The organism is Pseudomonas sp. KBN12P06040 (assembly GCF_037574965.1).
Lineage (GTDB): Bacteria > Pseudomonadota > Gammaproteobacteria > Pseudomonadales > Pseudomonadaceae > Pseudomonas > Pseudomonas aeruginosa.
This window is the reverse complement of the sequence record NZ_JBBELS010000001.1, coordinates 5,239,987-5,265,754: the sequence shown is the minus strand read 5'-3', so window position 1 is coordinate 5,265,754 and position 25,768 is coordinate 5,239,987. Positions and strand designations below refer to the sequence as shown.

At 60.4% G+C, this 25,768-nt stretch carries 28 protein-coding genes; 1 reads left to right on the top strand and 27 read right to left on the bottom strand.

Translation table 11 applies throughout. The features are described from left to right. Positions 1–27: 27 nt before the first annotated feature. The 5 genes from VQ067_RS24890 to VQ067_RS24870 are packed head-to-tail and all read right to left on the bottom strand — an operon-like array spanning position 28 to position 4,676. A complete protein-coding gene (locus VQ067_RS24890; RefSeq protein ID WP_340080941.1) occupies positions 28–1,563 on the bottom strand; it encodes a conjugal transfer protein TraG N-terminal domain-containing protein in 1,536 nt (511 codons plus the stop codon). Further along, positions 1,560–1,907, bottom strand: a complete 348-nt coding sequence (locus VQ067_RS24885; RefSeq protein ID WP_003099870.1) for a hypothetical protein — start codon at positions 1,905–1,907, stop codon at positions 1,560–1,562. Before VQ067_RS24885 ends, VQ067_RS24890 begins: the two co-directional genes overlap by 4 nt. Further along, positions 1,907–3,289 (bottom strand): integrating conjugative element protein, encoded by a 1,383-nt coding sequence (locus tag VQ067_RS24880; protein ID WP_340080940.1) that lies wholly within the window; start codon positions 3,287–3,289, stop codon positions 1,907–1,909. Before VQ067_RS24880 ends, VQ067_RS24885 begins: the two co-directional genes overlap by 1 nt. A gap of 17 nt (positions 3,290–3,306) precedes the next feature. Further along, entirely contained in the window at positions 3,307–4,245 is a 939-nt protein-coding gene (locus tag VQ067_RS24875) for a TIGR03756 family integrating conjugative element protein (protein WP_009875853.1), read from the bottom strand. Further along, positions 4,245–4,676: a TIGR03757 family integrating conjugative element protein gene (locus VQ067_RS24870; RefSeq protein WP_023518409.1), complete on the bottom strand. Its 432-nt coding sequence runs from the start codon at positions 4,674–4,676 to the stop codon at positions 4,245–4,247. Before VQ067_RS24870 ends, VQ067_RS24875 begins: the two co-directional genes overlap by 1 nt. 265 nt (positions 4,677–4,941) lie before the next feature. Between VQ067_RS24870 and VQ067_RS24865 the strand changes: the two genes are divergently transcribed. Beyond that, positions 4,942–7,044 carry an ATP-binding protein gene (locus tag VQ067_RS24865; protein WP_023092930.1) on the top strand — a complete coding sequence of 701 codons (2,103 nt, stop codon included), beginning with the start codon at positions 4,942–4,944 and terminating at the stop codon, positions 7,042–7,044. Here the strand turns inward: VQ067_RS24865 and VQ067_RS24860 are convergent. The 22 genes from VQ067_RS24860 to VQ067_RS24755 form a co-directional block, all read right to left on the bottom strand. Next, the gene (locus VQ067_RS24860; protein ID WP_003151440.1) at positions 7,031–8,284 is read right to left on the bottom strand and encodes a DNA cytosine methyltransferase; all 1,254 of its coding nucleotides are present in this window, start codon (positions 8,282–8,284) and stop codon (positions 7,031–7,033) included. The two genes, VQ067_RS24865 and VQ067_RS24860, sit on opposite strands and share 14 nt — an antisense overlap. Positions 8,285–8,439: 155 nt before the next feature. Further along, positions 8,440–9,111 carry a DsbA family protein gene (locus VQ067_RS24855; protein WP_023092929.1) on the bottom strand — a complete coding sequence of 224 codons (672 nt, stop codon included), beginning with the start codon at positions 9,109–9,111 and terminating at the stop codon, positions 8,440–8,442. Further along, entirely contained in the window at positions 9,108–9,392 is a 285-nt protein-coding gene (locus VQ067_RS24850) for a hypothetical protein (protein WP_003086159.1), read from the bottom strand. Before VQ067_RS24850 ends, VQ067_RS24855 begins: the two co-directional genes overlap by 4 nt. Then, positions 9,389–12,331 (bottom strand): conjugative transfer ATPase, encoded by a 2,943-nt coding sequence (locus tag VQ067_RS24845; protein WP_340080939.1) that lies wholly within the window; start codon positions 12,329–12,331, stop codon positions 9,389–9,391. The genes VQ067_RS24850 and VQ067_RS24845 overlap by 4 nt, the downstream gene beginning before the upstream one ends. Next, positions 12,331–12,774 carry a TIGR03751 family conjugal transfer lipoprotein gene (locus VQ067_RS24840; protein ID WP_023518411.1) on the bottom strand — a complete coding sequence of 148 codons (444 nt, stop codon included), beginning with the start codon at positions 12,772–12,774 and terminating at the stop codon, positions 12,331–12,333. Before VQ067_RS24840 ends, VQ067_RS24845 begins: the two co-directional genes overlap by 1 nt. Continuing rightward, positions 12,752–14,257, bottom strand: a complete 1,506-nt coding sequence (locus VQ067_RS24835; protein ID WP_023518412.1) for a TIGR03752 family integrating conjugative element protein — start codon at positions 14,255–14,257, stop codon at positions 12,752–12,754. The genes VQ067_RS24840 and VQ067_RS24835 overlap by 23 nt, the downstream gene beginning before the upstream one ends. Further along, positions 14,241–15,125, bottom strand: a complete 885-nt coding sequence (locus tag VQ067_RS24830; protein ID WP_043487135.1) for a TIGR03749 family integrating conjugative element protein — start codon at positions 15,123–15,125, stop codon at positions 14,241–14,243. The genes VQ067_RS24835 and VQ067_RS24830 overlap by 17 nt, the downstream gene beginning before the upstream one ends. Beyond that, a complete protein-coding gene (locus VQ067_RS24825) occupies positions 15,122–15,781 on the bottom strand; it encodes a PFL_4703 family integrating conjugative element protein (RefSeq protein WP_116826007.1) in 660 nt (219 codons plus the stop codon). Before VQ067_RS24825 ends, VQ067_RS24830 begins: the two co-directional genes overlap by 4 nt. Next, positions 15,778–16,164 (bottom strand): TIGR03750 family conjugal transfer protein, encoded by a 387-nt coding sequence (locus VQ067_RS24820; protein ID WP_003099843.1) that lies wholly within the window; start codon positions 16,162–16,164, stop codon positions 15,778–15,780. Before VQ067_RS24820 ends, VQ067_RS24825 begins: the two co-directional genes overlap by 4 nt. 10 nt (positions 16,165–16,174) lie before the next feature. After that, positions 16,175–16,531, bottom strand: a complete 357-nt coding sequence (locus VQ067_RS24815; RefSeq protein ID WP_003099841.1) for a TIGR03745 family integrating conjugative element membrane protein — start codon at positions 16,529–16,531, stop codon at positions 16,175–16,177. 17 nt (positions 16,532–16,548) lie between these two features. Further along, positions 16,549–16,788 (bottom strand): TIGR03758 family integrating conjugative element protein, encoded by a 240-nt coding sequence (locus VQ067_RS24810; RefSeq protein ID WP_003099839.1) that lies wholly within the window; start codon positions 16,786–16,788, stop codon positions 16,549–16,551. Next, positions 16,785–17,123: an integrative conjugative element protein, RAQPRD family gene (locus VQ067_RS24805; protein ID WP_020750393.1), complete on the bottom strand. Its 339-nt coding sequence runs from the start codon at positions 17,121–17,123 to the stop codon at positions 16,785–16,787. The genes VQ067_RS24810 and VQ067_RS24805 overlap by 4 nt, the downstream gene beginning before the upstream one ends. Positions 17,124–17,216: 93 nt before the next feature. After that, the gene (locus VQ067_RS24800) at positions 17,217–17,522 is read right to left on the bottom strand and encodes a hypothetical protein (RefSeq protein WP_003099832.1); all 306 of its coding nucleotides are present in this window, start codon (positions 17,520–17,522) and stop codon (positions 17,217–17,219) included. 108 nt (positions 17,523–17,630) lie between these two features. Beyond that, positions 17,631–19,112, bottom strand: a complete 1,482-nt coding sequence (locus VQ067_RS24795) for a UvrD-helicase domain-containing protein (RefSeq protein WP_058146309.1) — start codon at positions 19,110–19,112, stop codon at positions 17,631–17,633. 239 nt (positions 19,113–19,351) lie between these two features. Further along, complete coding sequence (locus tag VQ067_RS24790) at positions 19,352–19,843, bottom strand: hypothetical protein (protein WP_340080938.1); 492 nt, start codon at positions 19,841–19,843, stop codon at positions 19,352–19,354. A 17-nt stretch (positions 19,844–19,860) separates the two neighbouring features. Then, positions 19,861–20,607: a TIGR03747 family integrating conjugative element membrane protein gene (locus VQ067_RS24785; protein ID WP_003086173.1), complete on the bottom strand. Its 747-nt coding sequence runs from the start codon at positions 20,605–20,607 to the stop codon at positions 19,861–19,863. Continuing rightward, positions 20,607–22,838, bottom strand: a complete 2,232-nt coding sequence (traD, locus tag VQ067_RS24780) for a type IV conjugative transfer system coupling protein TraD (protein ID WP_003099821.1) — start codon at positions 22,836–22,838, stop codon at positions 20,607–20,609. Before traD ends, VQ067_RS24785 begins: the two co-directional genes overlap by 1 nt. 3 nt (positions 22,839–22,841) lie before the next feature. Next, a complete protein-coding gene (locus VQ067_RS24775; protein ID WP_003099820.1) occupies positions 22,842–23,111 on the bottom strand; it encodes a hypothetical protein in 270 nt (89 codons plus the stop codon). Positions 23,112–23,119: 8 nt separating this feature from the next. Further along, on the bottom strand, positions 23,120–23,620 hold the full coding sequence (locus VQ067_RS24770; RefSeq protein ID WP_003099819.1) for an integrating conjugative element protein: 501 nt from the start codon (positions 23,618–23,620) through the stop codon (positions 23,120–23,122). After that, positions 23,617–24,198: a hypothetical protein gene (locus VQ067_RS24765; protein WP_003117072.1), complete on the bottom strand. Its 582-nt coding sequence runs from the start codon at positions 24,196–24,198 to the stop codon at positions 23,617–23,619. Before VQ067_RS24765 ends, VQ067_RS24770 begins: the two co-directional genes overlap by 4 nt. Next, positions 24,183–24,935, bottom strand: a complete 753-nt coding sequence (locus VQ067_RS24760) for a TIGR03759 family integrating conjugative element protein (RefSeq protein ID WP_003121010.1) — start codon at positions 24,933–24,935, stop codon at positions 24,183–24,185. The genes VQ067_RS24765 and VQ067_RS24760 overlap by 16 nt, the downstream gene beginning before the upstream one ends. 10 nt (positions 24,936–24,945) lie before the next feature. Then, the gene (locus tag VQ067_RS24755; protein WP_003123350.1) at positions 24,946–25,638 is read right to left on the bottom strand and encodes a hypothetical protein; all 693 of its coding nucleotides are present in this window, start codon (positions 25,636–25,638) and stop codon (positions 24,946–24,948) included. Positions 25,639–25,768: the final 130 nt, after the last annotated feature.

Sequence of the window (25,768 nt, the reverse complement as noted above, 5' to 3'; positions counted from 1 at the left end):
AAAAGGGGCCTTATAGCCCCTTTTCTGTCAATCCCCTTTGGGGGAGAACGACGATATTGCCTGCTTAGCTACGCCACCACCCTGTGCTCCTGCCTGTTGGACCCCTTTGACCCCGTTACTGAGATCGCTGAGGAGAGCTCCAACTTGGACGCCTGCCCAGCCTATAGCAGTTATCCACAGCATGGGCAATATAACGAACATTGCCCCCATTACGAAGTTCAATATTGCATCTTGAGTCGCCGTATTCAGCCCCATGACTGGGTTGAATGAAAGATGTGGTGATCCCGAACCATAGAAGGCATCAAGGATCGTGCTGTCGATGTATCTGGCTAACTGAAACCAGAAATCGACGAACATCATCGCAAAGAAGACGACCGTCATCGTCATGGCAACTTTCAGTTGATAGGTGCCGATGACCAGGACCATCGGAATGCAGATGACCATTGCCATCTTCAGGAACGACATCACCATCGGCAGTGCCTGGCGGACCATATCCATCGCCGGGAAGTAGGCCAGGCTGCCCATTGCCACTCCCAGGGTGCCTCCGGCACGAGCCAGTCCATTCCAGACGGTACCGCCCACCTGCCCGCCGTAATCGGTGTAGACGTTACCCTTGACCTGGCTGGAGGGTGAGATCACCTGGCGAATGACAGCCTCGGTCACCTCGTCCTGGTTCAACCATTTCGCCCACTTGAGGAAGTTGGTCATCAGGTCCGGATCCACCTGGTCCTTGATCCGATCACGCAAGCCGATCCCTGAGTCAGCCCACCACTGCTTGCAGGTTGGGTAGCCGCCACCACCGCCCACCTGAGGCAGGCCGGCATCGCGGGTGGCGTTGTAGGGCCACGACTGACGGGGACTCTTCGAGTAGTCGGTGTCGTAGTACCCCGGGGTGTTCAACAGGAATCGGGAGCCGATCCAGTTCAGGTCTTGCAACGCCTTGTTGTCCTCGGCGACGGAGCCCAGGTCGGGTTGCCGCATGAACAGCCGCGCACGGGAGGGCCCGTAGCAGTCCCTGGAGAAATCAGCGATTTCCTGTGCTAGCAGCGGGTTGTTCACGCGCGTGTTGTCCACTTCCATTCGCATCTGCCGCAGATCCGTGCCGCACGGAATGGCCGCGATGGCGCCGCTGGTGAAGCCCTTGGACAGGGCGTGCATCATCGCCCACCAGAGCGGCATCTGCGCACTCTTGCCGGCCAGGCTGCTGAAGGAGGTCGACCAGCCGGTGTCTGCCGGCGCCGGCAGATTGTATTGGCACTGCTGGGCGCGGGCCTGGTCGAACTCGATGGTGTCGAAGCTCACGTTGACGACCGGGATCCCCGCCAGGGCGACCACGATGTAGCCGACGTAGATATGCGTCTCGATGCGGGCCAGAGACAACACTCCCTTGTTGCCCTCGTCGGCGCCTTCCCCGCGAACTTTCAGCCATTCGCGCATCACGATGGCAGCGAAGGGCACCGCGAACAGGCCCGTGTCCGAGATCATGTTCCAGATCCCGTTGTTGATGATCCAGCCGAGGAGGGTGAGGTAATACTCCAGGTAGTCATTGGTCATGAAGGTCATGCTGCGCCTCCCGTGCGGAAGTAGGCTTTGCTGAATTCGATGAGCAGGACCAGCAACAGCACCAGGATCTCGATCCGCCGAATGCGCTGCCGCTCATGCGCGCTCAGTTCCTTGCGCTGCTTGAGCCGGAACCAGGCGATGGCCAGGGCGCAGTACAGCAGCGCCCGCCAGGCGAACAAGCTCCAGTAGTTGCTTTGCCGCCAGGCCTCCAGGCCCTGGATGCCACCGAAGTGGTTCAGGGCGAAGAGGCTGAGCAGCGTACCGACCACTGCCAGGCCGATGACCATCAGCACTCCGACCAGCAGTTGGCCGAGAAGCTTTCGGGTGGTGAGCGTATCTGCCATCACGGTCTCCCTCCCGACTTGCCGCCGGCGGCAGAGGGGGCCTGCAGGCGATCGAGGCGATCAGCATCGGGCGCCGACTCGAACACGCCACTGGATCCTGAGGCGCGTTGTTGCCCGCGCTCGATGACCCGCATGGGGGAATTGCTGGCCAACTCGCGACGGAGTTCCAGTTCGGTCTTGAGATTGGAGATCTCCTGCTGCAGGAGGCTGGTCTGCTGATCGACGGCTTGGGTGGCCAGGCCGTTGGCGGCGACGTTGGGCTCCTTGGCGCCGGCGAACATCAGGCGCTGCAACAACAGGGCCTTGCTGAGCACGTCCATCAGGGAGACATCGGACGCCAGGCGGCGCGCCAGGACGTCCTGGTCACGCTCGTCGCGCAGCGCCTCGATGACGCCGCGGGTGATCGGCAAGGCATCGGTGCCGGCCGCAGCCAGGTTCTCGGCGGTCAGTGGCTTACTTTTCGACAGCAGCTCCTGCAGCGACTGGAGCTTCTTGTCGTAGGTCTCTTGGATCAGCGGGGTCAGGCCGACGCCTGCCGCCGTCACCGTCTTCTGACAGCCTTCACAGGTCTGTTGCTGTTGTTCGCCCAGAACCCGGGTGGCGAACGCGGCGGCTTCCTGGGGGGAGGACCAGGTGTTGCAGACCAGGCCGCTGTTGCAAGTGGCGGAAGGCACGCTCGACGAGTCATTCACTGAGCGGCTGGTCAACAGGTTGTAGCCCGCCCGGGTCACGTCGTTGACGATGCGAATGGGCTTCTGGCCGGAGCCGCCGGCCTTGTCTCCACCGACCCAGGTTATGCCATCGTTGCCGCCCTTCTTCTCCACTGCTTCGAGGGCGGATACGGCGTCTTTCCCGCCAGAGGCCAGTGTGGCACCCAGGGCCTGGCCTTCGGCGATTTTCCCCCAGCCGGTCTGCTCGCCAGCGATGTCAGCCATCTTCTCGGCGATCGCTCTGCAAGTCCCTTTCGAGCGGTCGTAGTCGATCCGCGCCTGCAGGATGCCATTGGTGATCAGGTTGTAGAGCTGAGGGTTCGCGCGCTGGATGATCAACGCCGGCAGCGACATGACCGCGCCGGTCGCGTTCTGGATGACTGAGCCCATGATGTTCTGGAAACCCTGTGTGGCACCGTTGAGCTGGTTCTCCAGGGTGGTGCTCAGGTTCATGTTTCCGCACATCAGGTCGTTGTTCCAGCCGAAACCGACGCCGATCGAGTCCATCTGGCCGGCGCTGCCCATGCTCACCGCACTGCCGCCGCCAATGCTGTATAGGACCTCGTCGCTGAGCACCGTGCCGGTCTTGGACACGTTGATTGGGTCGTCGGCCTGGGCAAGTTGCGCTGCGAGCAGCCACGTCAGCGCGACCGAGGTGATGTTCATTCGCATGATTCGTCTCCGTGTCCTTATTGGAAGTCGGTACTGCCGAGGAAGATCTGCCCCTTGCGCTGGCAGCAGGAGTAGGGACGCCAGAGCGCCCAGGCGTAATCGCCGTCGACGGCTTGCGTCTTCGGCCCTGAGTTGGGAAACACCGCGCAGTTGAGGCTCAGGGACGGGGTCAGCTCCTGCCATTTCCCGGTCGAGGCATCGCCCTCTTTCAGCTCGCCCGCCGGCCAGTAGCCGTCCTTGGGTGCTGCGCGCATGGGGAGGTAGACGTGGAGCTGGCCGATTCGCGTGGTGATGTCGCCGGCGCGCTGGGCGATGACGGCCGCCGTCTTGTAGTCGTCGGTCTGGTGCAGGAATCCGCTGCGCGGATAGAGGTTCCCCCACATGTCGCCGGAGAAGATTCCACCCACCTCGCGCAGCCCTGGGACCAACGCTTCGGGGTACACCTGCTCGGGAATGCCATGCCGCCAGCCAATGGCGTCCAGTGTGCTGAGGAAGTACGGCACCAGCGGGAAGGTGGCGCCAGGGCAAACGTACCCAGAGGCGCTGGCGAACCGGCTGAACGTGGCCCCGCCAGGATGGCCGATCACATCCGCTTCCTTGAAGCGGCCGATGCTGTTCTCGGCCTTGTAGTTGGTGGTCGCGTCATTGCCGGCCTGGGCGAGGGGATTCGGTGTGCCCAGCGCCGACACTTCCGTCCAGGGGTTGCTCCCGGTATTCGCATAGCTGGAGACGACTGCGTCAGGCACGTAGTGGCGGACCTTGACCGACGTCTTCACCTTGCAGCCATGTGGGCCGCAGAGCAGCCAGTAGCAGATCCCGACGACCTTGTATTCGAGGCACTGGGGCGAAAGGGTGGAGGAGACGATGGCGGCGCTGTTGATCGCGGCCGAGGCCGTGAACGAGAGGCTGAAGGTGGCGGCCGCCGCTGCCAGGCGGCGGAGGTTGTGGCTGGTCATCAGCGCGACCTCCTGGCCTTGGCGATCAGCTCAAGCGCGCGCGGTACATCCGGCTCGCCGTAGACCACGTACTGCCTGTCGACTACCACGGCAGGGATCTTCTCGACACCGAGACTCCACGCATCGGCGACGTCTTGTTGTGCCTTAACCAGTTCTGCCTGCAGGCGTCGCCCCGCAGGGCTTTGTAGTAACTGCTGAAATGCTGCCTGAGCTTGTTGAGGATCCTTGGGTAGAGCGTCAGTCAGCTGCTCCTCAAGGTGCTGCTGGGCATCCAGGAGCAGGACTCGCGATGATCCGGTGGCGGTGACCGGATGAGCCTTGTCGGTGATGACCCAGGTTTCGGCCTGGCTCGCGCCGCTCAGCAGTACCAGTAGTAAGCCAACGACCAGCGTTTGTGGCCGCCAGCCAGGGGGAGAGTGATGAAGAGGCATGGGTCTGTACCGGTTCGAGGAAGGTACAGACAGGAGACAGGATCGCTTGCGATGGGGCAGCAGGAAATCATCATCCTGCCGACAGAGTATTTTTTCAACTCGCAAAATGTGAGGTGAACGCTCTGGTGACTAGCTTAGTAGCGGAGGGCATAATCCAGCGTGCGGGTGGCCACTTGGCATCGGCGGATTGCGACGCTCTATTTCGTGAGCATGTTCTTCGAACAGATTTGGTTGGATATCTATTTAATCTTCATGGAGGGAAGCCATGACAGCTTTTGAAGGTGACTTGCAAGAGGAGTTGGTACTCCGATTCTCCCATAATGTATTAGAGCATTTAGGTTTAAAGCTCTATCAGAATAAGCCTACGAATGTTCTGGCTGAGTTGGTTTCTAACTCATGGGATGCTTACGCAAATAATGTATGGATTGACATTTCCAATACCTCCGGAGGGGCGCCAAGACTAATAGCCGTAGCCGACGACGGTCATGGAATGACACACACATCGTTGAGGGATAACTACCTAGTTGTTGGAAAGCCAAAAAGAGACGAGGGTGAAGTTAATAAGGGTGTAAGGGAAGGTTTCGCTGAACGTAAGCCGATGGGGCGAAAAGGTATTGGAAAACTTGCTCCTTTTGGAGTTGCTCGCCTTGTTAGCCTCATAACGGTGTCCGAGGGGATGGCGACTTGGCTTACGTTCAATTACGAAGGAATGCTTAAGTCTGAAGGGGATTACAAGTCCTTCTCAGAATATAAGCCTGATATTTTGGCTAGTAATGTACCGTTGGCGTCGGTAGACTCATCGCTGGCTGGAGAGGGGGCTAAATACGTTGAGTCGTTTAAGAGGCGTCTGGGGGATGATGGATCGGGTACATTAATACTTGCAGGAGACCTTACTCTGCGGAGGGCTATACTGGCTGCTGATCTAATGGAATCTCTCGGTCGACGTTTCACTGTTACGTTATGTAGGCCGGATTTTAAAGTATGGGTTAATGGTGAGGAGCTACAGGAAAGTCATGCTTTCCCTGCCTGGTATTTACGTATACCAGAGAGCGGTTCAAAAACAGCAGTAGTTCAAACCCCTGACGGAAGTAGAGAAGTTAGTTATTGGGTAGGCTTTGTGAAAGAGGCTTCTTGGCCTCAGGAGCAGGCGGGTGTAGGAGTATATGCTCACGGTAAAATTGCTCAGGACAGAGCTTTTTTCTTTGGAGTTAAAGGAAGTGAGATATTTTCAAGATATATGTATGCCGTAGTGGAGGCGGATTGGATAGATGAGTTAGAGTATGATGCAATTTCGACTGATCGAACATCCATTAATTGGGATGATCCAAATTTCGAAGGGTTCTATAGTTGGGGAGCGAGTAGCGTTAAGGATTGGGTTAAAGAGTATCAGAAGGCTCTAAAGCTTTCAGCTAAGGAAGAGGGTGGTAAATTAATAGATAAGGTGGTTGTGGATAAAAGCTTATACGTTAGACCTTCTGAAAAAGAACACTTGGTTGACCTATTGAGTGAGATTACACCAAGGATGCAAGGAGATGGCGAAAGTCAAGAGCGTTTAGTAGAGGCAACTGTTAAGGCTTGGGTGCATGAGCCAGCTCGTAGACTTATTAAGAAGCTTTGGGAGGAAGCTGCGCTATTTGATGCTGAGAAGTTTAGCCTAATTATGGACAGGCTTGTCGAGCAGTTGGTGCCAGAGAGCCTTTCTCTTGCTGTGGTTTTTTCGCAACGAGTGTTCGCTTTGACGCAGCTTGAAGGCCATATAATGCGTGGTCAAGAAACTCAGCTACAATTTCTAATAGAACAGTTTCCATGGATTCTTGATAAGAAGTACGAAAGCTACATTCCACGGCGGGCGCTGAAAACTATTTGTGAGGAGGCGCAGCAGCAGGGGATTTTTACTGCGAGGCCCGTACATGTTGCTTCCCCTGCTGACTATACTAAGCCTGATTTTGTGTTTTTTGTGGACTCTGCAGATACTCATATCTTGGTTGTTGAGCTGAAAGGTCCGGATGCTGTAGCTAGCTGGCCAGAGTTCGAGCAGCTCCACTCATATATGACATACTTACAATCTAGAGATTCTTCTAAAAAAGTTCGTGGCGTATTATTGGCCAGAGAGTTTGACCCTGGAATTCAAGAGCAAAAAAGTAATGCCATGGAATATGTGAAGTGGCAGGATGTATTAAAACTCTCGCGTCGAGACCACATGCAGTTGCTCGGAGGGTTGCTTGCAGGGGCAGATGCTGACCCGAACGATGTTCGAGTCAGACAAGTCTGTGACCTTGGTGGACATAGCGTTACTGGTTTTCTTGCTCAAATGGCCAAAACATCCCCTGAGCTTGACGAGATTGTAAAGGCGGTCAAGAAGTCTTAAGTGAAATTAAGCTTTGCAGCGTAAGGCCAAGTTGATAGGTGACGAGTGGTGGTACTGCCTCACCTATCATCTCTCGAAAAAGGTGAGCCTTTCGGTACTCTAAGACTTGTGGCCATTTAAAACTGTCGGGTATAGTCTGGAGCCTGGCGCACTCTCTTACACTTAATACACGATTCTGAAGTGGATGAAGTTTTACGTCGCTGCTGAATGTGCCGCTGGATGTGGTAATAGTGTTTGCAAGCTCATTTGGCTTCATTCGCTTGTAACTTGTCTTGAAACCCTTGATAGCCCGTATCTCGCCGTTTTTACTTTCTACGTGTGGCCTATTTTTCATAGGTTCAAGACAGGAAGGGCAATGAACTGTGAATATAGGTGCTGCACTAAAGCCGCAGTTTAAGCAGTTATTCTCCCAAGCAGACTTTCCACTTCCCGCCGGTATGCCTGCTATCCATGAGTAGTGTTTGTGCGAGTATACAGGTACTTGGTGCAAAGGGTCAGACTCATCCCTCGCCACAGTTGGAGAAATCCCGTCAAGAGGCGAGAGGTCACTTATTGCTTCCAGAATACAGCTTGGGGCTCCATCTATTTTAGCAAGCCAGTTGTTCGGTGCGAGCTGGTCCTTGTTGATTTTCAAGTCTCGTCTAGCGAAGAATGCAAGTGATCTTTTTCGTGTTTGCGGAACGCCAAATTTTGAAAAGCAAATATTACCTTGCCAAGATTGATAGTCTTGCAACGAGGCTTCGATGAATTCATGAACTCTGCTTGTTACTTTTTCCTCTTCGCATTTTATTTTCTTCATTAGAAAATTTGGTACGTTCTCAAATAGAACGAACGAGGGGTTTAGTTCTCTTATTATATAAAGTGCTTCGAAAAAAAGGCTGTTTCTCTCATCTCCTTTTGCATGCTCTGCATCATCTCTAAGTCCCCTTCTGGAGTTTGCAGTGCTGAAACTTTGACAGGGAGGGGTCGCAATAATTAGGTCTATGTTTTTATCTTTAAGACTTTCTACTATCTTGACTTTTTCTTTGCGGATGTCACCCCATACATGCTTTTTGAAGTTGGCAGTATGTACGGCAGCTCTTTGGGTGTCTATCTCGCAGGCAGCCAAACACACTCCGCCTGCAAGGTGTAGGCCGTAATCTCCTATGCCAGCACCAGAAAATAAGCTGACAAAATTAAAGTTTTTTTTCTTTCTTCGTTGTGAGCCAGCAATGAAGGCGGGATATCTTACTCGTCGCATCCTGTGGTTCCTAAATCATCCTGGCGCGTAGCATACGTACTTCGCCTACGGGATGCACGTGCTTCACGCTCCGGGCTGGCTCCGGTACTAGTGTACGTAGGCTTCGTGATGCATCAGGCTTACCAGCCAACATGGTCCGGCATCCGTGTTTCGCTTCAGTCACTCTTCGCTTCTAAGGTCGCTAGCCAGTCTATCGCCGACAGCAAGGTGGTTTCGTCGGCCATGCCCTCCAGCTTCACGCTTCGTTTCGTCTGGTTGTCTTGGATGACGAGGGTCGGGGTCGCTGTAATGCCCTTCGACCGTGCAATGTCGATGTCCGACTTGATGGATGAGTCAACCAGCTCGTTGTCTTTCGCACATTTCTCCAGTCGAGACTGGTCCAGTTCAGGAAAGTCCAATGTGCCGCCAGGCAGTCCGCCCCCGTTGCCGGCCGACTGAGCGAAGATCGCATCGATAGCGCTCCAGAAGGCTTTGGCGCCGCCTTGGATCCCCGCGCACTCCACCAGGCGAGCCTGGTGGCGGGCCGCCTCGCCATGCATCTGCAGGGGAAGATGCCGCCAAACCAGGTTCACGTCCGGATGGCTGTCTACCCAGCGCTTCAGTCGTGGGGTGTAGACCTTGCAGAAGGGGCACTCCAGGTCAGCGTATTCATTGATCGTCCAGCGCGCTTTCGCATCGCCGTAGAGGCTGTGGTTGGCTGGCAGCCCCTTCACCAGAAGCTCTACCCCTATGGCGGATGCAGCCAGCAAGATCAGCAGCAGCCCCGCCCAGGGCAGGGCGGGACCTTGAAATCGTTTCGCTGCCCAGCCGCCCTTCAACAGTCTCACGCTTGCCTCCGCTGTAGGATCTCCGCACGGTCCACGGCCTCGATGAGCGCCTGTTGGGCCGTATCAGGCTGTGGATGCTGTTGCAGCCATTCATCCAGGAGCTGCTTTATCTGCGGGACAATGTCCCGGCGATCGACCGCCCTCAGTTGAATCTGCTGCAGCTCCTCGATCAGTACAGGAGCGCATATCCTGAGCGTCTGCAGGGCATCTTCTTCGGGGTTCTGCAGGATCTGGGTCAGGTTGTCGATCAGGTTCTGGGTCAGCGAATTCAGAGCTCTCATTCGTCCTGGCACTCCACTGCCGGTTGGTCTGGGAAAACAATGGGGAAGGGTGGCAGGCCGCGCGCCTTGTCGAGATCCGCTGCGACCTGCAAGGCCGCCTCGAGCTCGTCGCAGCCGGTGGCTTGCATGATGTTGTAGCGCTGGTTCTTTTCTTCGTTCTCGGTCATTGCCAGGGCCAGGTAGAGGCTCGGGGGAACCACACGGAAGAGGTACTCCTTGCCCTTGGCCAGGAGCACGCCCTCGGTGAACTTGCCGCTTTCCTTGCGGGCCGAGAGCATCATCGACTTCTGCGCCGGCGACAGCTCGCGGAACCTGGAGATCTTCTCTACCTCGTCGGGGGGCATGTTCAGGCACAGCCACCACTCGATCATGTTCAGCATCGGTGCCCCGGAGGCTGGGATGTCGTCGATGTTCTGGGTGGCGAGCCAGAACCAGGCGCCCAGTTTCCGCCACATCTTGGTGATCTTCATGGCGTAGGGCAGCAGCAGCGGGTGCTTGGTGATGATGTGCCCCTCATCGGTGATCTTGACGATGGGCCGGCCCTTGAATTGGTCGCGTTCGGCGATGTTGTTCACGGTGTTCAGCAGCGAGATGTAGGCGATCCCGAGCTGGGCGGCGTAGCCTTCGCGCGCGTAAGTCGCGAAATCCACCACGGTGAGATCGGCTTCAGGCCAGGGCGTGCCTTCGCGATTGAACATCTCGCCGTCGGCACCCATGCAGAACATCTGCATGGCTTCCGCCATTTCGGCCAGGCGCGCGCGCCGTTCTGGCGCGGTGCCATCGCTCCTGGAGGCCTCGTAGAGCGCATCGCGCACATCTTGGGTCAGTACCGTGCGGTTCGCGGCGGCGCAGGTCCTGGCCGCCGCCAGGATCGCCTGGCGGACGGCGCTGCGATCGGCACGGGTCAGGCGCGCGTCTTCCTTCTCTTCGCCGCCGGTAATCATCAGGCGGGCGACGATCTCCATCTCGCCCAGGATGTCTCGCTGGTCGTCCTCGAGGTCGGCCTTGCTGCCCTGGACCGAGTCCGAGGCCTCGATGTCTTCGGCGTCCAGGACCTTCACTTGGTCGGGGCTCTCGACCAGCTTGATGGCGTCCGCGAACGGCGCCAGGCTGACGCCGGAGCCCGGGGCGAGGCGGACCCGGTGGACCGAGAGGCCAAACCGCTTGGCGAAGTCGGCCAGCAGGCCGAAGCTGTTGCCCGCTTCCGCGACGAACATCCGCGGCAGGTACATGGCGAGCATCTGGCAGATGAGGTTGGTCAGGGACGCCGACTTGCCGGAGCCAGTTGGCCCGAAGATGAAGCCGTGGGCATTCATCTGCCGGTCCAGCTTGTTGAACGGGTCGAAGGTCAACGGCGCGCCGCCACGGTTGAACAGCGTGAAGCCAGGGTGTCCGGTACCGGTGGTGCGCCCCCAGATGGGCGACAGGTTGGCGATGTGCTGCGCGAACATCATCTGGGTGTACCACTCCAGCGCTCGCTTCTCGTTCGGATCGAAATTGCAGGGCAGCCAGCGCAGGTAGCTGTTCAGCGGTCCCACTTCGTTCTGCGGTTCGACCGGCACCAGGCCGGCGCCGAGCAGCACGTTGCTCAGGGTGATGCAGCGCTCCTCCAACTGGGTATGGTCGCGGCCGCGCACGAACAGAGCGATCGAACCGCGATAGAGCTTGTGCTCCCGGCCGATCAGGCGGCGAACGGTGGCCACGTCCTCGCGGGTGTGGATCGAGGCCTGGGTGTCACCAACGGCCTTTTTCGAGAGCTGCTGCAGATGCCCTTCCAGCATGTCCTGCGGCGTCACGACCATGGTGATGCACAGCAGCGTGTCCTCGGGCATTCGATCGAACAGGGCGTTGAGGCCATCACCTTTGAGCGTCTCGCCGGTGAAGTGGCCTGTCAGCGGCGCCTTGTTCAACTGGTCGACCACAATCACTCGGTGCGGCATGGCATCGAAGAGCCATACGCCCTGGGTGGCATCGGAAACAGGCTGCCGATAGAACAGGTTTTGGGAGAAGTCGGTGCCGTCGGCCAGCGGCAACTCGTCCTGCAGGATCGGTTCGTCCGGCCGGCAGACCAGTTCGTAGAAGCGACGTAGATCCGCATCGGTCTTGCCGAGGTGATCCGGGTGCGGGTTGAACCAGCGGATCAACCAGTTCCTGATCTCCTGTCCGCCCATACGCGAAGCGACGATGCCGGCGTTCGCCAGGCCGCCTTGGATACGCTCGCAGATGGATTTCAGATACGCCGCCGGGTCCTGTCCGCGAATCTGCGCATCCGCCTTGCGGATCCGGCGGTAGACGACCATCCGCACGCGGCGCTGCTGTCCTCGCCAGGGCAGCTTGCTGACGGCGGTGTCGACGAACAGTCCGCCCGGCTTCGAAATTCCCTCCAGGTGATGCTTCATGAGCGCCAGGTACATCTCGCTGAAGGCCGATCCTCGCGCTCGAGGATGGACGTACTGCCTCAACTGCTCCTGGAAATTGTCCCAGCTGATCTCGTCCTGGGCGTAGAACTGGACGATCCAGGGCGAGGTTTCGTGCTCGTCGAAGGAGTTCTGCAGGGCTTCCTTTAGTGCGTCCCGGGCGTTCTGCATCCAATTGGGGTCGCGGCCCTCGGTGCCCAAGGGCACCAGCTCGAAGAAGACGGCACGCGAACGCCCATCTTCCAGGAGCATCACCTGCTCGTCGGGCAGGTACTCAGCCCAGGGCAGCAGGTCGACGAACGATGGGTCGTGATCGTAGATGCGTGACGCTTCAGCCTGCGTGGCGCCATTCTTGCTCCCGGTGTTGGGCAGAGGAATACCCGTGGCGGCCAGTCGCGCCAGATAGCGCTCAGTCGCTTCTTCCGCAGCCGCTACGTCCAGCGCTCCTGAATCTTCGGGAGCGTCAGCCGGTACCGACTGAGGCTGTGTGCGACCGCGCAGAAGGGTTTGAAAAAGGCCCATCAGTAGTCCTCCGTGCGCTCGCCCGGCATGGCGTACTGGACTCGCTGGTAGAAGGGGAACACGGTGGTATAGCCCGGTACCGGGGCGGGATCGCTGCCGGCCAGGTGCGGGAACACATACATGACCAGGTCGGGATTGGGCAGTCGTTTGAACTGGCTGTGGATCTCGTTGCTGGCCGTGCGGGTGTAGTCGGCCTGGTCGTTCGCGGAGGCAACCTGCTGCGGATCGATCGGGCGCCGCAGCGTTTGCCTGGCATCGAGGAGTAGCCGGCCACGGCTGTTGCCTATCGAGCTGGTTGCACCTTGTTCCCAGACGTCGAGCATGTTGGCCTCGCCGTGGGGCAGCATCTCCTCCGAGCTGGTGGAGCACGCTGAGAGGGTCAGCGCGCAGGCCAGGCCGGCGCAGAGGCGAAGAAGGGAGTTAGTCCAGATCTGCTGTTGCATGAGCGGCTCCAGAGCTGTAGTCGACCTTGCGGCCCTTGAGTTCGTAGTCGATCGCCAGTTGCTGATCGAGATGCACGGCGACCCGCGCGCCAGGTTGCACGTAGACGGCGGCGAAGGCCTCGCCGTACAGCTTGTTCATCCACTGCCGGATGTCGCTGACGCCGCCGGAGAGGATGCTGTTGAGGGCCGAGTTGCTGTTGGTTCCGGTCGTCCCGAAGCTGGTGCCGTTGCCGCTGAAGACGGTGCTGGTGTTGTTCTCGTCGGCGTCCAGGAGTTTGGCGATGCCGGCCCCGGCAGCCGTGAGTAGGCTCTGATTGCCCAGGTACTCCTTGGCATTGGATCGGCGATCACCGGCGATGCAGGGGATGCCGTAGGGGTCGCTGATCCAGCCGAGGCCGCCCTGGATGGTTTTCTGGTCGGCGCTGGCGGTCTGGTTGTTGTTGCTCTGGTTGTCATTCACCTCTTCGGCCGGCGCCGGGAAGGTGCGCACGGTCCCGTCGTTGAACACGAACGTGAGGCTACGGATCTGCCCACGCACGCAGGAGAGTGTCCAGTCGCCCGAGGCGGTCCCGCTGGCTACCGCGCCGGCGACGTCCGGCAGCTCGATGCCGTTAGCGGTGAGGTTGTCCGGGCCGATGAGGATTTTGAACGGGTAAGGATCATTGACCGTCCCGTCGACCGGCACACGACCGATCAGCGCAGACATGGCCACCGAGCCCATGAGCGTCGAGTTCTGCGGCAGCGTGTAGGTCTTGCGGACGAGCTTGCGGTTTTCCAGGTCGGATCGCTGCTGGCCGACGGGGTGCAGCCCGTCATCGATCCGCTCCAGCGCGTTCTGGCCGCGATCGACCGCGTTGCCGAAGGAGGTCGGGAAGCTGAATCCGCTCGGTTGGGTGGTGGAGCCGGCGGCCAGCGGCTGGCCATTGGCATCGACCGCGCGGGCGTCCTGGGGCTCGATCCAGACGATGTCCGATGACGACGAGCCCGCTCCCTGAAAGTGCTGGCCATCCTCTGGTCGCACGCCGAATCCTACGGGCAGGTCGGTGTCGCCGGCCTCGGGAATGTGGGTTAAGTTCTCGAGCCGTTTCTGTACCTGGTCCAGGATCGTCTGGCTACGGTTCTCCTGCTGTTGCTGCAGCTCCTGGGCGGTGTTGTTGAGCTTCTGCTCTATGTTCTGATCGATGTTGCGCAGGCGGCCCTGCAGGTTCTCATTGGCGGCTTTGAGCGAGTCATTCTCCTGGATCACCTTGCTGATTTGCTCCTTGAGCTGCCGGCTTTCTGCCACGATGGTGCGTAGTGTGTCGGCGGGCGTGTCGCCGTCGATGCCCAGGGTTGCCGCTTCTTCCGACGTTACCGTCGGGGTTGCGGCGCCTTGTGATTGCGCGCTTTCCTTCTTGCCCATCATGCTCACGCCGATCAGGATGGCGCCGATCACGACGGGGATGACCAGCAATTTCAGGAGGGGATTACCGGTCAGCGCCACGACGGCCTCCTTTGGGATCGATCTGGCTGATGGAGGAGGGCAGGAGCGCGTCGGCAAGGCCGCGGCCGCGTGTCACCAGATACACGGTAGTAGTGTCGGAAGCGTCGCCCCGGACCCCCAAGTACGGGTGCTGGAAGGTCGCGGCGACGAAATTGCCCATCAGGTCCCTGGGATCCAGGGCCAGGTGCTGGGCGCTGGCGTTCTGCAGCTTCACCGCCGTGACGTAGTAGTCGTCCAGCCGCCAGGCGCCCAAGGCGGTAGCCGTGATGGGTAGGCTGGGGAGCAGGGTGGTCAGGTTGAGCTGTCGCTTGACGCGCACCTGACCGACGCCATCCACCGGCTCCACCGTGCGAAGCGGGGCATAGAGCATCTGCGCCGCATAGCGCGTCAGAACCACGGGGACGGGCGTTTCGCGCGGCACGGCCTTCGGTGCTTCTGCCTGCTCGGTCTGTTTCGCTGCTGCCGATGGCTGGGCTTCCCGGGACTGGCCATAGTGCGGAGCCACGGGCTCGCCGGCGACGATCCTGACTGGCTCGCGCGGCTGTTGGTCGGCCGCTGCCTCGGTGGCGGCGATATCGATGAGCATCTGCTCGCCATTGGTTGCGTCCTGCAGACGCAGGCGCGCCGGAGGAATCGGCTCGTTGGCGAGCAGGTAGAGCGCGCCGCCGGTACTCTGGACGCGCAACTTGCCCTGCAGGTCCCGAGGAACGCCGACTCGCACGTTCCTGTCGACGAATACAATGCGTTCCTGGCCGACCGTCAACGGAATGGCCAACGGAATGCGCTCCCAGCGCAGAATCTCCACCGCGTGGGCCAGTGTGGGTAGGGCAAGCATTAGCAAGAGCGAGCCTGTCGACTTCCGGATCATAGACCTCCCTCCCGCTTGATGGGGGCGACCGGCTCCTCTAGTTCGATACGTTGAGGCGTATCGGAGTAGCAGTCCCACTGCAGGCCGAAGGGATTGGTCTCCGGGTCGACGTCGGCGCGGATGACGTGCAACGGGTAGCGGGCCAGCGCGCGCTTGATCTTTTCGCCGGCGTAATACTCCGTGCTGTCCATGTCCAGGTTGACGGTCCAGTCATTGATCGAGTGTTGGATCACGCGGCCATCGCTCTCGCCAATGCCCCGACCGGGGATTTCCGAGGTGGTGCGCTCTCGCCCCCTGAGCTCGCCGGCGTTACGACGAAACTCGAAGTCTTTCTCCAGGAAGACTTTGCAGGAGGGAGTGAGGTAGGCGGCGTAGCGGAACAGGTTTCCCTTGTAGTCCACCTCGCCGTCCTTGGGCCAACGTTGCACCTGCTGGAAGATGTAGAGACCGAATGCATAGACACTCTCTGGCGGAATGTCCCACCACAACCGGGTGCTTCCTGAGCGCAAGTCGGGCGGAATGTGGATCCACAGGTCCTTGCGGGCTTCCCAGACGCAGTAGGCCAGCACAACGATGACCATGCACAGGAAGCCGGTGATGAACCGGAAGGTGTTGATGTGTGCCTGCTGTTGTGCAGTGTGTTTTCTGAAACTCATGGGGACTCCGTGCGTCGACTGGTCCAGGCGCCGGAGCGCGTAACCAGGCGACGGTTGCCGAAGACGGGAAGGCGCAGCGAGAGGGCCAGCTCCACCTGGCGGTAGAACCAGGTGTCAGGCCGCCCCCGCTTCATCCGCCGCAGGACGCGGCTGCCGATACCCAGGCCGAGGGCGCCGACCAGCAGCGCGCCCAGTGGAATGCAGGCAGCGTTACCTGCGACCAAGGCAGCCGGGATGCCAAGAACGAACCCGGCTGCTCCGCTGGTGAAGACCGTGATCCACATTTCGTCTGCGGTCAGGCCGCCGATGACCACCGGTTGCCGGTTCAAACGGGTCGGCAGGAAGCTGAGGGTGCCATCCTGAAACAGATGTTCTTCGGGCATGGGAAGGCCCTTACATGATGGCGGTGGCTTTGGTGACGAGATAAATGATCAAGATCAGCAGGCCGACACCTACGGCTACGCCCGCTCCGAGATCCGACCACTTCTTCTTCCCGTCATGGATGGCGTGATAGGTGCCGTAGGTATGCCAAGCGACCCCCAGAAAGACAGCCGCGCAGATGAGCAGCGCGAGGAGCATCGCTCCGTCATAGCCGAAGTTCTGGATGGTTTGCATGATGCCCGATCCCTCCCCACGGCTAGGTGCCTCGGGTTTGGGGAGTGCAGCCAAAGCGACACCGGGGAGCGCCAAAGAGATGGCAGCCAGGCTCCGGTAGAGGGCGGACAGTTTCTGGAGGGTGAATTTCAGCATGAGTGTCTCCGTATGGGTCAGCTGAGGAGGAAGAAAGAGGTGATGCCGAGGAGGACCACGATCCGTATCGCGGAAACGCCGGCAGTGGCGCTGTCGAGGTTGTTGGTGGCCCAGCCGCGCCAGGTGCTGTACATCGCCCAGGCGGACCACAGCAGGAGAAAGGTCATCGCTGCTCCAATGAACAGCCCCTCGCCGGCCGATGGGGGAAAGCCAGCGGCGGCCTGGAACGCTGATGTCTGGGCTCCGCTCATGCTCACGGCATCGGCCCTCCGCGCAGGGTGTAATTCCCGGATAAGTCGGAAGGGTCACGCGGCTGCGCGCGGCTGGGGGTCATGTAGTCCTGCAGGCCTTGGCGGATGCGCTGCAGGTCAGCGGCCAGGCGTGAGTAGTCGAAGTAGAAGCGCTGTCCGGGCTCATCGGCGCTCTGGGCACTGCGGCGGGCGGTGTCCTCGAGGGCGTTGAGCTGCCGGATCATCACCTCCAGGTTCGCCTGCTCGGAGGCGCTCGCTGCGAAAGCTCCCTGTGCGACCAGCGCACTGCAGGCCAAGACGGCCAGGCAGCTTCGGCGAAGGGATGGATGTGGAGTGTTCACGGCGAATCTCTTGCAGATCAGGGTGCGATCAGCTTGCCGATCGCCCTGATTCCATTCCGCAAGAAATACTCGGCGCGGGTTCGGGGTATTTTTTTATGAGGTTGCGCGCTTGAAAAACAGCAGGTAGCTGACGGGCAGAGCGACGCCCCAAGCCCAGCCTTGGGCGTTTTGATTGCCGATCTCGGTTACGCCCCGCATGAGTGGCTGAACGCTCACCAGCTCCCAGCCTTCCTGGCCCAGACGCACGACCTCGGCCCAGCGCAGAGGGTTGAGCAAGGCGTGGTCGTCGGGTTCCAAGGTGTCTTCTTTGTGTTTGAACATCGCGACGCCCTTGGTGAGGGTTTTGTAGGGAATGACGATGTTCTCGACATGGTATTCGAAGGACTGTTTTATGCTCATGGTGTGCTCCTGGATCGGTTCGGGGAAAACCGCACCGTTTCAGGGGCAGGGGGAGGGCTTCAATCGAAAATACCCTTACTGGGTACCGTGGATTTCTGCAGTTTCGCTTTACTCCCTATTACTGACCACCAGCTCCTTCAGCTTTCTCTCGTCCACGTACCGCTGCATGATCGACAGCACCAGGCTGTTGATGGCGAGGACCTTCATCGCGCGGGTCACTGCGACGTAGATCAGGTTCAACTCATCGTCGCGCTTGCCTGGGTCGGTGTCGGGGGCCAGCGGGTCCGCGTTGAAGTCGTCGTACAGGCAAACGAAATCCCATTCCAGCCCCTTGGCCTTGTGTGCGGTGGTCAGGGTGATTGTTGCGTCCAGCTCATCGTCAAGGGTCAGTGAGCGAAGCTCAAGGATCCGCGCAGGCAGATCAGGGTAGGTCGATATGATCTTGATCGAGCGAAGCATCTCACCGTCCTGGCTGATCTCGGCGATCTCCACGTACTGGGTGTAGTCGCGGTAGTCACGGAGCAGTTTCTTGTTCTGGACGTTTTGGCGCAGGCCTCGGCTGAATGCGTATAGATCCTCCAGGTCGCGCAGCGAGTAACTGTCGATACCACCTACCCAGTGGAATTTGGGCTCCGGATGATTGCGGACCAACTGCAGGGCATTCTCGATGACGCCGATAACGGTGCGGTGAATGAAAGTGCGGTGAGGAAGGTCCGGCGGGAGGGACTTTTTCACCAGCGTCTGCGGACCCAGTCCTTGAAGTTTCCGTGTTTCGCCCTTGTAGGAGAGGATGATGTTGGCCACGTGTGCGATCGCGGGGCCGAATCGCCAGCTCTGGGTCAGGTAGTGCTCCTCGGCGCCGGCCATCCAGTCGCTGTTCAGGGCATCTTCTGCGCCCCTGAACCGGTAGAGCTGCTGATGGGGATCGCCGACGATAGCCATTCTGATGCGCTGCCAATGGGCAATGTCCGCAATCACTGGGTTGATGTCCTGCCCCTCGTCCAGGAGCATGCAGTCGAAGCGCTGGCTTAAATCGGGCTTGCTCAGTTGATACAGCTTCAGGTAGCCGTCATGGGGCATCAGCATGCCGGTGTCCTGGAGATCGACCATGCGCCTCCAGACTACTCGCGCCATGTCCAGGCCCTGCTTGAGGAAGCGTTCCTGGGCACTGGTGAGGAACGCCTTGTCGCGGAAGCGCGGGAAGTGCGGTCGGCCGAGCTCTGCGTCGGCACTAGCCATGTAGTTGTTCAGCGTGGCCAGCACGTCACGTACCAACTCCCAGTCTTGGGTATCGAGTCCGCGGGCGATATCGGTCAGACGCAGGTTCTTCGTCTTCTTGTGGGCGTACTGGATGCCGTACACCGCATGAGCCAGGCTGTGGGCGGTCTTGCACACTACGTTGCGGGGAAACTTGCCCTTCGCGGCTTTCTCCACCGAGCTGTTGTAGCAAAGATAGAGGATTCTCAGGGTAGGGTTCGCCTTGGCAAAGCCCACCAGGGTGGTGGTCTTGCCAGTGCCGGCGAAGGCTCGCACCAGGATCTTCGATGCCTTCGACTGGATGATCGGTGACTGTTCGTGAGTCCACTGCATAGGTGTCTCCGGAGATACGAGGGCTTCCAGATTGGTAAGTGTCTGGTTAAACAGGGGCTGCGGCTGTGGAGCTAGTCAGGGCATGGCATCATTTGTCGTTCGTCACCCTGAAGGCATCGAAATGAAAATTTGGCGTTTCGCGTTGATCTTTTTGATTCTGCTTTTTGCTGTCGCGTGGTTCTCATCTAGTGAGTTGAGATCACACGCTGTGCCTTGGTTGACTCACTGGTTCGAGGTGCTCAACCGATAGTGCGCCGGTGCCGAATACACAGGTAGCAAAGGTGCGTAATGACCATTGTCATAGTTGCCAGGCATAGTGAGAATCCGGCACATAGCGTGAGAAATGCCGCGCCCTCGGCGGCCCCTGTAGTAGCGTGGGGGGCTACCGTCTCCATTGTTGGAATCAACCGATTTATCACCTGTGCCACGGCATAGACGTATAGCATCGAGGTCACGCTGAGCCAGGCGAGCGGAGTTAAAACGGCCTGTCTGGTCCATGGACCACGACGAGTACCCACTCGAACCCAGGTTGCGGTGAGCAACCATTGGACTGACAGCAATACCAGGGCGACTTCAACGAGAACTTGCCAATACGTGCCGGCCTCCTTGAGCCTGCCCATCGTCATGAGTACAGCCGCTGAAAGCAGCAGTACAAGGACAGTCAGCGTGATCCAACTGGCGTGTAGAGCCGTGTCGCGCGAAGGCAAGAGGTGTTTCAGCGGTAGGGCCATGAGCGTCTCCTCGAGGACTAGAGGTATTTCTTGAAGGTGGATGCTGTGATGCACACCGCTACGCCGAGCAGCGCGGCGCAGGGCAGTAGGATGAGCAGGGGATTGATGCTGATGGGGATCGCCAGGTAGAGGGTCCAGGGGACGACCGCCAGCGGAATGATGCTGCCGCGCGCCTTGTGGTAGAGGTAGCTGGACTCCCGGCCGGCGCCGAACTTGCGCAGGTCCCGGCGCACCAGGCCGTCCACCAGGCCGGTGAACGCGGCCATCAGGAACAACGGGATCGTCATGACCAGGATCACCAGGCGCACAACGAATGTCAGCACCGTGTACAGCGCGGCCAGGCCGTAGTTCTGCAGCGTGGAGACACCCTGGGCGGTGAGATAGCGAACGTCCAGCGGGCTCCGTGGCCCGGCCTGCGCGATGGTAGTCATGTTGGTCATCCAGTCGACCATCCCGGTCTTCACGAACAACCAGTCATAGGCCAACTGGGCCAGCCAGGTGGCGGTTCGACCTGGCTCCTGCACGACGACGCTGTGTAACAGCCCCTGCGACAGCCAACTGAGTTCGTACTCGAACATGGCCTGGGCATGCTTCCAGCCCGCGTCAGGCCAGAAGAAATACAGGCAAACCCACTCCACGATGATTGCGCCGATCAGCGACCCGAACATCACGCCGAGAAATTGGAAGGGCGTACTGATGATGGTGCCGAGAAGGGTCTTCTGGCTCTCTTGTTGCTGCTCTGCACGTTGAGTGACTTCAGCCATCAGGCGGCATCCTCACCGGCGCCGAGGTGACGGAAATCGTCGACCAGGTCCTGGGGCAGACCATCCTGCAGGGCGGAGTATCCCGGCGCCTCCCACCACTCGCTGTTGGCGGCCTGGCCCTTGCGCATACCGGCAGCCAGCTCCTGCAGGCTTTTCGGCATCACCTCGTCGGGATCGACCGCCGGCAGCGGCATTCGGATCTTCCAGAGATTGCCGCCCTCGAGTAGCGCGAACGCCTGTCCTTTGGGCAGACCAACGATGTGGGCCGGCTCGAGCATCGGCACGCTGGTCATCTGCACCTGGTCGTGCGAGCTGGAGGTGAAGGCTGCCTTCTTGTTGTTGATCGCGTCGTTGGCGCCGCTCGCCGGCGTGCTGGTGTAGATCTGGACCTTGGGGAGCTGATTGGTAAGGAGTTCGGCCGTGGCGGTCTCGCGCACCCGCAGCATGAACAGGTTGTTGAAGTTGCCGATGATCTGACCGGCCTTCGCGCGGGAGCCGATCTTGGCCTCGATGTCGCTCATGGTCTGGGTGTAGGCCGTCACCTGCACGCCGGCGCCGCCCGCTTTGTTGACCATGGGGATGAACTCGTCGCCAATCAGCTCGTTGAACTCGTCGGCATGCAGGTTGATGCGGACCTTGCCGCCAGCGAGCGAGCCGGGCAGGCCGTCATCGACACCATGCTTGTAGATGTGACCCGCCACCGAGACCAGGTCGCTGAACATGGAGTTGCCCACCGCGGCGGCGACCTCGGTATCCGATAGTGCGTCGAGGCCGACGTAGACCACGGCGCGTTTGCGGATGACCTGCATCCAGTCGAAGATCGGCCGCGGATCGTTGAGGTCCGCGTAGTTGGGCGAAAGCAGCTCCGAGATCCGCCCAGTGGTGAGTTTCTCCAGCAGCGGCAGCAGCGAGGCCACGATCTTGTCGAAGTAGGTCTTGTCGTAGCGCACTGCGCTCTTCAGGCCTTCCATGACCGGGTCGGCGATGCGTTTCTGTGTCAGGTACTGGTCGATGGCCACGACCCGCAGGGGCCGTCCTTTCATGTTGAACGGGATGTTCTTGTCGTTGAGCTTGCCCTCGATCTGGATGATCGTGTCCCAGGCCCTGGGATCGTGCTCGCTGATGTATTTCTGGGCATATTCGACGAACAACGCATCGATGTTCACGACGTGGCGGAGGATCTGCTGGTAGTCCGGGCGGATACCCAGCGCGTGCAGCGCGCGGGCGATGATGTTGACGAACCGCCAGGCGAACTCACGGAACGCCGCGCTGTTGCCTTCGCCGGAGAGCTGGCCGGCGACGCGGGTGGCGACCTCGGAGATCCGGCCGAACCGGCCGACGGCGTTGTAGCGTGCCGACAGGTCAGGATGACCGAGATGGAACACGTAGAACTCATCCAGGCGGCCGGCACGCTCGCACTCCACGTACATACGCTTGAGCAGGTCAGCATCGCCTTTCGGGTCGAAGACGATCACCACCTCGTAGTCCGGCTGCTCCTCTGCGCGCCGGCGCCGATAGCCGTGGTGAACCGTCTGGGTCCGCCGACCCATCTTCGCCCGCCGGCGTCGGCCCCGGCAGTGGGTGCGGCGAATATCCTGGGTGATGAACAGCTCCGCGAGTCGCGTCTTACCTACCCTCGTAGTGCCGAGTACCAGTGTGTGGCCGACGCGCTCGCCCAGTTGCAGGCCTACGTCCTGTTCGCGCGGCTCGATGCCATGGAGCCGAGGCAAACCGCCCACGGGCGGCAGCGGCCGTGCGGGGTTCCAGGCCACGTCCCAGGCAGTGGCTTTGGCGACCAGCTTCAGGGGGAAGGGGGCGAACTCGAGCTGCTTCTCCAGCCGGCGCGCGCGCTCGTAGAGCGGCGAGGGCTCGACGTAGGAGGCGAACTGGGGCAGGTAGGTATCTGCCAGGCGCTGCGTATGCTTCTGCGTCCAGCGAAAGCCCTTGCCGATGAACAAGTGTTCGTTGCTGACCGGCATTTCGGCGCTGGTCATCGTGTACTTCGGCAGTCGGCGAATGTTCCGCCGGTAGCGGAGCACCACGCCGGCCTGCTTCAGCCGCACGACGCCCAGCCAGACGAAGCCCAGCGCGGCCACGATGCCGAACAGCGGAGTGAGGGCGAACGTCCACGGCGCGACGATGCAGAGCGCGGCCGCGGTGAAGCACACGGTGGTGGTGTAGAGCTCCACGGCAGGCCGCAAGAGCGCTTCCAGCGGGTACTGGCCAGCCATGGGTTACACCTTCAGGCTTGCCGGCGAGTGCAGGCGGCCCGGTCGGCGGCGCTTGGCATGAAGTTCGAGCACCTGTTTCCTGGCTTGCTCTACCTCATGATCGGGCAGCATCTGCTCCAGCAGCTCACAGAGGGTCGATTCGTCCTCGAGGGCCGTGGACGTCACCTCACCGCCGTAGCGTGAGATCAGGCCGAGCAACTCCTGGTACATGAGTTGGCGTGCCTGAGCGTCGCTCGGCTGCTTGATGACCAGGGTGATCAGGTGAGTAGTCATGAGGACTCCTACTGCTGGATGGCGGTGGATGTGATGAGGGCGGGGTAGTGCCGCAGTCCGAGCCGGTCGACCAGGTCGTCCGCCGGCGCCGGCAATATCTGAAGTCCTTTCCCCCAGGCACGGATTTCCGTCAGGCGCGCTTCGCTGGCCACGTTCACTGCCAGGCCCACAGCGTGGAGGCCTCGGAGCTCGTCGCCTCGCTCTTTCAGCCAGGTTCGAGACAGCGTGTCGTCGCCGACGAGGAACAGAGGTTGCAGGCCTGGGGCGTTGATGGCGCGCCCCTGAACCTGGCCTGGCGAAAGGCGTGCCGAGCGAACTGGAAACGCACCTGAGCCACGGACACCCAGGTCGCCAGGTCCTGGTGTGGCAGCGGATGGCTGCGGATCCAGGCCCTGGTAGTAGGGGAGCGCTGAGGCTCCGCCGAGGTCTTCGACAACGATCAGCCCGGCGGCCCAGGCTTGAGTCGCGAACGCCGTGCAAAATGCCAGCGTGGCAAGGATCTTCTTCATGGATTGGTCACCAGTAGGTTGACGCCGAGGACTTGGCTAAGGTGGCGGGATACCGTCCTACGGTATTTGGCGGCAGGCGCGCCGCCGGCGGGGCGGTGGTAGCGGCCGGCAACCTGGATCCAGTCCACCGGTCTTCCCGGGGCGGATGCATACAGGGCGTCCCGCTGCTCGATCAGGATGTCGGAGGTGGCGTCCAGGTTCTTGTACGGATCCAGGGAGTCGCAGGGGCTGGAGAAACGATGTCCGTTCCAGCCGATATTGACCTGGCCGAGGCCGGAATCGACGCTCTTGGCCCCGTAGAGGTTGATTGCCGCGAGTAGCGCTGTGCAGGCGGCGGTGCGGGTCGCGTAGTAGTAGGATTTCCCGGCGACGTTCAATGTCCAGGGCCAGGGAACGTATTCGCCGCGCAGCAGGACCTTGCTCTCGGTCAGCGCGACCGAATAGAGCACCTCGGCCGGAACCCCTTTGGGCAGGGCGATCTGCTTGTACGCCGGCGGAGGATCCACGGCGGCCTGAGCGATGTTGGCCAGGACCAGCAGGGCGGCCAGTTGGAGGGCGCGGATTACAGACGTTGCCATCGGCCGTTCACCTCCTGGACCAGGGCGGGAAGGGCCCCGCCCAGTCCCAGGGCCATCCAGCGGCCCTCGTCATGATTGAGCGTGATCTGCTTGCTGCGAACCTTCTTCGGGTCGACGCCGGCGAGGATTGCCCAATGCCGCACTCGCTCTGCGTCGTTCTGGCTACCGACGAAGTAGAGGTCGAACTCCTTGTTCTGCTGCTGCAGGTCGCGGACCCGCTGGATGCAGGCGGTGCAGTTGTCCTGGACGAACAGGGCCAGGCGCCCGCTGCTCTGCAACGCTGGGCTCATGTTCGGGGTGCCCGACGGGTTGGCCGTGCTGCTTTCGGTGAGGCGGATCACCCCCTCGCCTGGATAGGCGCGGGCGAAGGCTTCGTCGTATGCGCGCTGGTAGGCGAGTTCCTTCTCGACCCGGCGCCGTTCGGCCTGGACCTGTAGATCGGCATACCGCCGCCGTTCCTCTGCCGATCGCGCCTCGATGCCCAGCGCAGTCAGCGGGTCAATGCCAGGCGAGTACACGCCCCTGGGGCCTTGCATGAGCGTCTGGTAGCGGGTCCATTCCTGTTGGTTCAGTCCCCACTCCTGGGCCAGGTCGCTCTGAGATGTCTGCTGTTTCAGCGTGCCGAGTTGGCTACCGGACAGCTGGCTGCTGGTCTCTCGGCTTGCCGCAGCCTCCTGACCGACTGCGGGATAACTCAGCAGCACCAGGCCGGACAGGAGCGATACGGTTCTGTTCATGTGCGGGGTCCTATGGTTGGATGCGGACGCTGCGCGAGGCGCCGGCGACGTCGAAGTGCGCGGTACGATCGTCAAGGTCGGTCAGGCGCCAGGTCGTGCCGGCGACGGCATCGCCCTGGCGAATGAGGTAGATCTGGCTGAGCTGGGTGGATCCCGGAGGTGCAACCGACAGAAACCGTTCGCCCCCGCGATACTCCACGCCGAGGATTGAGAAGGGCGGAGGCTCGATCGGCTTGGGTTTCGGCTTGGGCTTGACAGGGAAGGCACCGCGCTTCGGTGGAGGCACGATCAGCGGCGGAGCCTTGGCTTGCTTCTCTTGCAGCGTGCGGACAGAACCGTCCAGCGTCTCCACTGTTGCCTTGAGCACCAGGAGATCGCCGGCCGAGGCGGTGGTTTGAGCCAGGTTCTCGACGGCGTCGGAGGCCTGCTTGGCGAAGGCCTGCGCGGCGTCAATGCGGTTGGACAGCGCCTGCTGGCCTGAGCGGAAGTCCTCGTTGCTGACCAGGTGCTGTCCATCCACGGCGTCGAGGCGCTCGTCGACTCGATTCAAGCGCGCCAGGATCGCCTCTAGCGAGGTCTTTTCCGCGGCACTGTCCACGCCTGATCGGAGCTGAATGAGTTGGTACTGCTGGTAGCCCAGCAGGCCGGCCATTGCTGTCAAGCAGAGGCCAAGAATCATTGATGCAGGGGATGGGCGTTTCATGAGTGTCCTCGCGCGAAGCCAGAGACACCCTCTCAGACTGCCCCCATTGAGGCAGTAGGAAATACTCGGTGAGTGGGGGTGGGATTTTTTTGGATAGGATTCTGGCGAATCGCCGGGCCTGATTCGCTAT